General features: G+C 62.4%; 7 protein-coding genes and 1 pseudogene. 4 read left to right on the top strand and 4 right to left on the bottom strand.

The window, feature by feature from the left end; all coding sequences use genetic code 11:
- Positions 1 to 246 precede the first annotated feature (246 nt).
- Positions 247 to 351: pseudogene (locus tag ACT53T_RS03020) on the top strand (IS6 family transposase); the annotation flags it as partial.
- A 68-nt stretch (positions 352 to 419) separates the two neighbouring features.
- Here the strand turns inward: ACT53T_RS03020 and ACT53T_RS03015 are convergent.
- The 3 genes from ACT53T_RS03015 to ACT53T_RS03005 form a co-directional block, all read right to left on the bottom strand.
- Complete coding sequence (locus ACT53T_RS03015; RefSeq protein ID WP_476159986.1) at positions 420 to 2,324, bottom strand: bifunctional 2',3'-cyclic-nucleotide 2'-phosphodiesterase/3'-nucleotidase; 1,905 nt, start codon at positions 2,322 to 2,324, stop codon at positions 420 to 422.
- A gap of 29 nt (positions 2,325 to 2,353) precedes the next feature.
- Positions 2,354 to 2,932: a MotA/TolQ/ExbB proton channel family protein gene (locus tag ACT53T_RS03010; RefSeq protein WP_476159984.1), complete on the bottom strand. Its 579-nt coding sequence runs from the start codon at positions 2,930 to 2,932 to the stop codon at positions 2,354 to 2,356.
- Positions 2,933 to 3,208: 276 nt separating this feature from the next.
- Positions 3,209 to 5,320: a phosphocholine-specific phospholipase C gene (locus ACT53T_RS03005; protein ID WP_476159983.1), complete on the bottom strand. Its 2,112-nt coding sequence runs from the start codon at positions 5,318 to 5,320 to the stop codon at positions 3,209 to 3,211.
- A 55-nt stretch (positions 5,321 to 5,375) separates the two neighbouring features.
- On the opposite strand from ACT53T_RS03005, the gene ACT53T_RS03000 reads away from it, so the two are divergent.
- Positions 5,376 to 5,624, top strand: coding sequence for a hypothetical protein (locus ACT53T_RS03000; RefSeq protein WP_476159981.1), 249 nt, complete (start codon positions 5,376 to 5,378; stop codon positions 5,622 to 5,624).
- 982 nt (positions 5,625 to 6,606) lie between these two features.
- Here ACT53T_RS03000 and ACT53T_RS02995 read toward each other — a convergent pair.
- A complete protein-coding gene (locus ACT53T_RS02995) occupies positions 6,607 to 6,960 on the bottom strand; it encodes an arginase family protein (RefSeq protein WP_476159980.1) in 354 nt (117 codons plus the stop codon).
- Between the two features lie 599 nt (positions 6,961 to 7,559).
- Between ACT53T_RS02995 and fic the strand changes: the two genes are divergently transcribed.
- Together fic and ACT53T_RS02985 are read left to right on the top strand one after the other, a co-directional pair.
- On the top strand, positions 7,560 to 8,666 hold the full coding sequence (fic, locus tag ACT53T_RS02990) for a protein adenylyltransferase Fic (protein WP_476159978.1): 1,107 nt from the start codon (positions 7,560 to 7,562) through the stop codon (positions 8,664 to 8,666).
- Positions 8,663 to 8,808, top strand: a 146-nt coding sequence (locus ACT53T_RS02985; protein ID WP_476160001.1) for a recombinase family protein, incomplete at its 3' end; no start/stop codon positions are given. The genes fic and ACT53T_RS02985, both read left to right, overlap by 4 nt.

Genomic DNA, 8,808 nt, shown 5'->3' with positions numbered 1-8,808 from the left:
GCCCACGATCTTGAAATGACTCCGCCATAGACATCAGCCGACCCCGCATGAAAACGGGAATAGCTTAGCTTTGCTTTGCGTCAGTCATATTGCAGATATTTAACAGTGGACACCGCCTTTCGCCGAACGGCCGGTCGGTGCGGGCAAGGCCGTATTCGGTAACCGATGGCGGCGCTCTGTCGCGAATTTTTCTCGCGGCTCGGCTGGGCCTATAATCGCCGGGCGTGGGGCAGGCGTAATAGAGCAATGATTGATTTCAAAGGCAGCCATTTCGAGCGCGACGTGATCCTGTGGGGCGTCCGCTGGTATGTGGCGTATCCGATGAGCTATCGTCAACTCGAGGAAATGATGATTTGCGACAAAACCGCCCTGGGCGCATTCGGATGGGCCGCAGTGGAGTCGCCGAGGAATCTCGCGGCTCAAGCGAGATCATATTCGTAGCGCGAATAGCCCGCTTCCTCGCGCTTCGTGGCGCGCAGTCCCGGCGCCGCGGCGAGCAGGCGGGCGGCCGCGGGCGCGGAGTCGAAGGCGATCGTGACGCGCCGGCCGAGCGGCGCGAATGACCAGGGCCTCGCATCGGGGATCGATCCGCCGCGGCGCAGGAAGCGCTCGACGGCGTCGCGGTTGGAATCGGGCGCGCGCAGCACGATGTTTCGTCCATCGAGGCCGGGGAAGCGGCCGCCGCCGTCGGCGCGGTAGCTGTTCGTGACGACGATGAATTCCTGCTCTGGATCGATCGCGCGGCCGTCATAGCGCAAATCGACGATGCGCGCGGCGTCGCGGCGCAGATTGCCGCTCGCGTCGTAGCGCGCCGGCGCCGAGACGTCGATGCGATAGTCGACGCCTGCGATCACATCGAAATTATAGGAGGGCGTGCGCCGATCGACGAGAAGCTGCGGCTCCGACGCGTCGCGATCGATGCGCCGGAACACGCGCGCCGCGCATTCGAGCCATTCGCGCAGCTGCGCGCCGGTCACGCGCACGGCGACCAGCGTGTTGGGATAGGGGTAGATGTCCGCGACATGGCGCAGCGCCACGGGGCCGGGGTCGAGATCGATATAGGAATCGGGCGTGTAGCCCACGCGAAACGGCGCGACGGCGGAGAGCAGAGGAAGCCGCTCGTGAGGCGTTCCCTCGAGCAGCGGCCGCGCATAGGCGATCTGCGCCGCATTGACGAGCGCGCCGACGGGATCGATCCCGATCCAGACGAAATAGGAGACGAGCGGCGTCGCGATCTCGCCGATCGGCTCGTCGACCCAGAGTCGCGTCGCCTCGTGCTCGGGCGCGACGATCGTGGCGATCGCGGGATCGGCCTCCGTGAGCGCCACGGCTTTTCCAGCCTCGCGCACGAAGATCGGCCGCGCTTCCGTCCGAAATCGTTCGACGGCCCAGCGGTCGCCATCATGCGCGAGCGTCAGATCGATGACGCCGAGATGGCTGCCCCAAAAGCCCGGCATCACCGCCGGAACTCCGGCGAGCGTTCCGCGCTCGGCGTCGACGCCCGCGACGCCGGCGTAATCGGGTCCGGGAAAGACGCGATGCGCATGGCCCATCATGATCGCGTCGACGCCGGGGATGGCGGCGATCTGCAGGCAGGCGTTCTCGGCGTCCACCGCGGCGCGGGCGTCGATCCCGGAATGGCAGAGCGCGACCAGAATGTCGCATTGCGCGCGAAGAATGGGCACAATGCGACGCGCGGCGGAGACCATGTCGCCGCAACGCAGGCGGCCTTCGAGATGGCCTCTGTCCCAGATCATGATCTGCGGCGGCGCGAAGCCGATGACCCCGATCCGCAGCTCCTGCGCGACGCCGCCGTCATCCGTGAGCCGCCGCGTGAGAATTCGGAACGGCGGCAGAAAGGCCCCGCCATCGGCGCGTTCGATATTGGCGCTCACATAGGGGAAGCCGGCGCCGGCGAGCGCCCGCTCGAGGAAGTCCAATCCGAAGTTGAATTCGTGATTGCCCGGCGTCGCCGCGTCATAGCGCATGTGATTCATCGCGCGGAAGACGGGATGCGCGCCGGAGGCTCCCTCGCGCCGCGCAACGAAATCGCCGAGGGGGCTGCCCTGGAGAAGGTCGCCATTGTCGAAAAGCAGCGCATTTTGCGCTTGCGCGCGCGCCTCTGTCACGAGGCGCGCGATCTTGCTCAGGCCGACGGTCGGGTCCGGCCGCGCATGATAATAATCCCAGTCCAGCACGAACATGTGCAGGTCCGAGGTCTCGAGCAGACGCAGCTCCACGCGCGGCGCGGCGCGGCCGATAGCAGGAAAGCCCACGGCGAGCGCCGCGCTCCCGGCGAGAAGCTCACGTCGCGTGATCGGCATGGACGTTTCCCTCTTCGGCTCGCGCCTTCCTATTCGGCCGCCGCCGGCAGCCTGTCGCGCGTCGCCGCGAGCAGCGCGCTCTTGAAGCCGTCGATGATGACGTCGGCTTGGCGATGCAGCAGATTATGCGCGATCAGCCCGACGAGCGCAGTGCCGATGCCGACCGCCGTGGCGACGAGCGCGGCCGCGATGCCGCGGCTCACCGCCGCGGGATCGGAGACGCCGCCCGACGAGAGAGCGTTGAACGTGTCCATGATGCCGAGAATGGTGCCGAGCAGGCCGAGCAGCGGCGCCGCGGTGACGATGGTGTCGAGAATCCACAGGCGCGCGCTGACCTTGGAGTCGACGCGGGCGCGCGTGCAGCCAGGCTCGTTCTGCACGGCGACATATTCGGCGAAGCTGCGGCTGAGCTCATCGGCGCCGAAGGGCTTCGGCGTCGATGAGGTTCCGAGCGCATGGGCCTTTATCGCGGCGCCGATCTCACGCGCGCGCAGGGCCAGCAGCGCGTAATAGACGAGCCGCTCGATGAGCACGAAGGCGAGCAGCACGAGACATCCGTAGAGAATGTCGATGCAGACCTCATGGAAGAAGGCGTGATCGATCTGCATGGTCAAAAGCCCATCGAGAAGGTCGCCGTCGCCGAGAAGCCCTGGCCGACATAATAGGTCGGCGCGCTGGCGGAGACCACATTGCCATAGACGCCGACAGTCGGCGAAGCGTTGTTCTTCACGCTGTTGGCGCCGGTCAGCGAATGCGTGTTGGTGATGTTGTAGAGATTGACGCGCGCCTCGCCGCGCCGAACATGGAAAAGCCGGCGCGGACGCCGGCTTCGATCGGAAGAAGGGAGAGAAGGAGCGGTTGTCCGCCGCTCGACGCGCTCTCGTTCAATCGTCCTGGCCGTGGCCGTGATCGGGCCATGCCGAGGCGACCTGCGCGCCGTTCCCGCCGAAGGCCGGATCGCTGACGCTCTCGTGGCCGTTTTCGATATGTCCGGCAAGACGACGCTCGAAGCTCGTGTTCTCCGCGATCGTGATCAGCAGGTCGTACCAGCCGAAGCTGGCGTGCAGAGGCCAGAATTTCTCGATGTGCGCGCCCGGCGCAAGGTGGCGCCGCACCGCCTCACGCGTATAGGCGTCGACGACAGTGACGGTCGCGGCGCCGCGACCGCGATTGACGATGAACAGCTCGAGCCCGTGTTCCTCGGCCCTGACATGGCTGCGGATTTCGAGCTCCTCCGCGCCATATGCCGCGCCGCCTTTGAACGTGCGCAGGAAGCCATTCGGGCCGTAGACCGAGAAATCGTATCGACCGCCGGCGGGGACGCTCAGGCTCGCAGAGAGTGATTTGCCGGCTTCGACCGTATAACCCCACGGACCGGACACGCCGTCGCCCGAGCGCACGTGGAACCAGGCGCCGGCGTCGCCTTGGTTGGCGAAGCGGAGCTGGAGCGTTGTCTTTGCCGCGTCGAGCTCGCCCTCCATTTGGAGGGCGTAAGGCAGAACGCGGGCAAAGCGCAGTCCCGGCTCCTGGTTCGGCATGGCTTGCGCCGTCGGCGGCGTCGGGACATAGCTCGCGTGCCGCACCCGATCCGGCGGCGCATAGGCGGCCGTGCTGGGCAGGGAGACGAAACGAGCGCGCGGCCGCGTGAAGTCGAAAACCGATGTCAAATCGCCGCAGACGGCGCGGCGCCACGCCGAGATTTGCGGCTCGACCACGCCGAAGCGCTGCTCGATGAAACGGATGACGGAGGTGTGGTCGAACACTTCCGAGCAGACGAAGCCGCCCTTGCTCCACGGCGAGACGGCGATCAGCGGCACGCGCGCGCCGAGGCCGTAGGGGCCCGCGGCGTAGTGCGATCCGCCTGGATAGAGCTCGTTCGTCGTGTCGACGGTGGAGAGGCCCTGCGACGCCGATTGCGGCGCGGACGGCGGCACGACGTGATCGAAGAAGCCGTCGTTCTCATCGTAATTGAGGAGCAGGACTGTCTTGCTCCAGACTTCTGGATTGGCGGTCAACGCATCTAGAATTTGCGTGATGTACCATGCGCCGTAATTGGGCGGGAAGTTGGGATGCTCCGAATAGGCCTCGGGCGCGGCGATCCAGGAGACTTGGGGCAGAGCGTTGCGGAGCACGTCGTCGCGGAAGACGTCGAACAGCGTCCCGCCGGTCGAGATGTTGGTGCCGGTCTTCGCCTTGTCGGCGAGCGGCGCGCCCGGCTGGGCCTTCTGATACTGATGGAAATAAAGCAGAGAATTGTCGCCGTAATTGCCGATATAGGGATCGTCGGTCCAGCCCCACGAGCCGTCGGCGGTCAGCCCTGTTCCGACATCCTGATAGACCTTCCAAGACACGCCCGCCTTTTCCAGCCGCTCGGGATAGGTGCGCCAGTCGTAGCCGGCTTCGGAATTGTCGAGGACCGGTCCGCCATTGGCGCCGTCATTGCCGACCCAGCCGCTCCACATGTAATAACGGTTGGGATCGGTCGCTCCCATCACCGAGCAATGATAAGCGTCGCAGATGGTAAAGGCGTCGGCCAGGGCGTAATGGAAAGGAATGTCCTCTCGCGTCATATACGCCATTGTCACCGGACCCTTGGCCGGAACCCACTGGTCGTATTTGCCGTTGTTCCAGGCCTTGTGCGCGTCCGGCCAGTTGTGCGGCGTGCCAGCCAGGAATTGGGAGCCGACCGGATGCGCGTCGGGACGATAGGGCAGAAGCTCGCCGGTCGCATAGGGCTGACGCCACACCGGCTTGCCGGACGGAAGCAAGACCGAACGCGGATCGCCGAAGCCGCGCACGCCGCGCAAGCTGCCGAAATAATGATCGAAGGAGCGGTTCTCCTGCGTCAGGACGACAATGTGCTCTATGTCCTGAATCGTGCCGGTGCGATGATTGCCAGGCAACGCAATAGCGCGTTCGATGCTCTGTGAAAAGCTCGTGGCGAGCGTCGCGCCTCCCAGAAGGCGCAGAAAATCACGGCGATCACTATTGGTCATGTTATCGATATCCAGACTTGGTTAAACTAGGATTCGGCTACGCCTTCGGGGCGACATGCGAGTGAAGATTTTGTGGACTTTCGATGAAGCGCGTCAGGCGATTCTTTTATGGATCGGCCTGATCGCGGCGAAGAACTATTGCAGTTCGAAAGGAACAGAGAGGACACTCACGCTCACCGCTAACGCCGAGTTCATGGAGATCGAGTTCGAACAACCCGCCACTCGCAGCAAAGGCGATACGAAGTTCGAGGTTGTGGATCGCGTGTGGGCATCCGGCGCTCGCGGTCGGCGCCTGTTCGTTTGATTTTTCCGCGGCCTGCACCAGTATTGGTTATTCGCACCATCGGCGCTCGACCATGACCTGCGGAAGTTTGAGCTTCGACGTCTATGGCGGAGAGCTTTTGAGTTAGCGAGGCTTCGGGACGATTATGACTTCTGGCAACGTGCTCGGCTCGCTCACTGCGAGTATGCGACCGTCACCTTTGATGATGATCATCTTGCTTTGCGAAGCGGCTTTGACCGCCTTGGCTGCAACTTTCGCTACGTCTGCATATTTTCGGCGTGACACGCCGATACCCAGCCCGAGCGTTGCCTGGAAGGCGCCGACATTCGCTTCTGTTGCTCCGACGCGCGATTATGGCGGCGTCGATCTGCACACTTTGTCTCGACCGATATTTTCCCGTACCAGACGCCCTCAGAGCGCGGCAAGTCCCCACGCGCCAGGCCCCGCCGCTCCGTCGCCTCCCGCCAGAGTCTCTCTGAAGGCGATCGTCAAGTATAGAAGCTTAGCGAAGGCATTTCTGACGTCTGCGAACATCCCTCGAGGCGAGTGGAAAATTGTCGGCGACAAGCTCGAATCTTGGACCATCCACCAAATTGAACAGGATGGTCTGGCCATAAGAAACGGAACGCTATTGCTCCATTACAGCCTCTATCCAGAAATCGAGACGCCTCGAGCCGATTTGGATTTGACGCGGATGCGTAGACGGGAGTTGAAGTAGGAGGCAGGATCGCCACGACTTGTCGACAAGAACGGTTGAATTGCATCGATGAGGCATTTCAATTGGGACGACCAAAGGCGTTTCAGGGCAAGCGCCGTTTCGATCCCACCGATTTATATACCTCAAATGCAGGACACTCGGTTGCGACGTCGACGGCGCCGCTCAGCTCCGCGAGCGCGCCAACACACGGCGAATGTGTCAGCGCCAGATAAGTCGTCGAGATGAAGCGCATAACGGCAGATCCTCCGCGACGCGCGTCGAAGCGCACGATTTCCAGACCGAAAATCAATCATTCGATGTCGCCCGGTACGAGCGCTCGATGGAGAAATCCGACGATCTGTCGTCTGCCTCCTTATCGGGATTGTAGCAAGCGGTCGAGACGCCGATCAGTGAGCCGGCGGATAGGAAGGGATGAACGAACGTCGTGAGCTCGTTCCAGGAAAGTCCTCCCGGCGTCGAATAGTCGACCGCCGGGAAGACGGCCTCGTCGAGAAGATCGAAGTCGATATGAAGCCTATTGCCCCGCGCCGGCTTCCTGGCGCAGACGCACGTCCGACGCCGTCTCCTGCGGCCTGCCTCAGCGGCCCGCACGAGCTCATGCGGCGGCGTACGCACGTCCGTTCCCGCGCCATGGAGCATGAGTTCCTCGAGTTGTAGGAATTCGCCCACGCGCCACAAGGCGGCGCAGGCGTCGTGGAAATGCGCGCGAAGAACGAAGGCTTCGGCGACGAGACTGGAGCGAAGCCGCTCGTCGAAACGCGCGAGGGCGTCCGCCGCGCTCTCGAAGGGCGTTTGCAGGCGCTCGAATGAAAGAGAGCTGGGGGGATCTAATCACATTCTAATTCCATGCGAACCAAGATATTTTTCAAGTTATTTCGAATTTAGCTTGAATGATAGAATATGCCTTTTTCTCTTTCGCCGACCGGATCGAAAAGCGTCGCCGCGGCAGCCGAAAGCAAGCCTCGAAACGTCTCTGGAGGCGGCTTTCGGCCCGCAGATCGACGAAAAAGGCCGCTTTTCGGGTCTTTCTCCTGCTCGCCCCTATGTGGCGGCGGCGAACTTCAGCCTTCGGATGCGTTTTCAAACGACCGATTTGTAGTCACATACAATTATGTATTTGCCTATTGCGCTGGAGCTTGTATGTCGATAGAAACTCGAATCATCGACATGTTTCCGGTATTTGTCGATCTCATCGACATATCGGGAGCAATCTGTCGATCGACAGAGGCTTCTTCGACATGTCGTTCGACCCTGCCCGTCCCTACAATGACCTTCCGGCCCTGCCGCCGCGCCATGACATCGAGACCAAGGCCGTTCTCAAGGCCTGCGTCGCCGCCCGCTCCGCGTTGGCTGAGCTCAAGATCTCTGGCCGGCTGATCCCCAATCCGTCGGTTCTGATCAATTCGATTCCGCTCCTCGAAGCGCAAGCAAGCTCCGAGATCGAAAACATCGTCACGACCGCCGACCGCCTATTCCGCTTCGCCAATCGGCCGGAAGCCGGCGTCGACCCCGCGACCAAGGAGGCGCTCCGCTATCGCACGGCGCTTTATCAGGGCTTCGAGAGTCTAAAGGAATTTCCGCTTTCGACGCGGAGCGCCATCGAGATATGTCGGACCATCAAAGGAGTGGACCTCGATATCCGCGCAACCCCGGGCACGGCGTTGCTGAACGAGGCGACGGGCCGAGTGGTTTACACACCGCCTGAGGGAGCCGAATTGCTGCGCGAAAAACTCGCCGATTGGGAACGCTACATCCACGCGGACGACAGCGTCGATCCGCTGATCCGGCTCGCCATCTTGCATTATCAGTTCGAAGCGATCCATCCGTTCACAGACGGCAATGGTCGCACGGGCCGAGTTCTCAATCTGCTGTTCCTCGTCGAACAAGGACTGCTCGACATTCCCGTCCTGTATTTGAGCCGCTATATCATTGATAATAAAAAGTCCTACTACGATAGCCTGCTCGCGGTCACGACGGATGACGCATGGGAGCCATGGATATTGTTCATGCTCGCCGCCATACGCGAAACCGCGACATGGTCGACCGCGAAAATCTGGGCGATACGTAACCTGCTCGATGCGACGGCCGAACAAATCCGGCGCGGCTTGCCGAAAATCTATTCTCGCGAATTGGCCGAGATCATATTCGTCAATCCCTATTGCCGAATCGCCGACCTGGTCGGCGCGGGCATCGCCAAGCGCCAATCTGCCTCGGTTTATCTGAAAGCACTCGTGACCCTCGGGCTTCTCCGGGAAATTGAAGCAGGTCGGGAGAAAATTTACACGAACCCGTCCCTGCTGACGCTTCTCTCCGACCGCGGCGGATCGGACGTCGTCTCTCGATGACGGAATCGAACGTTAAGGGACGGCTGATCGGCTACGCCCGCGTCTCGACCGAGGAGCAGGTCACGGACGCCCAGACCGATGTGCTGAAGGCGGCCGGCTGCGTCGAGATTTTTCGTGAGCATATGTCGGGGGCGAAAGCCTC

This window comes from Methylosinus sp. DMC45 (genome assembly GCF_056313885.1).
This window is presented reverse-complemented; position numbering and strand designations above follow the sequence as displayed.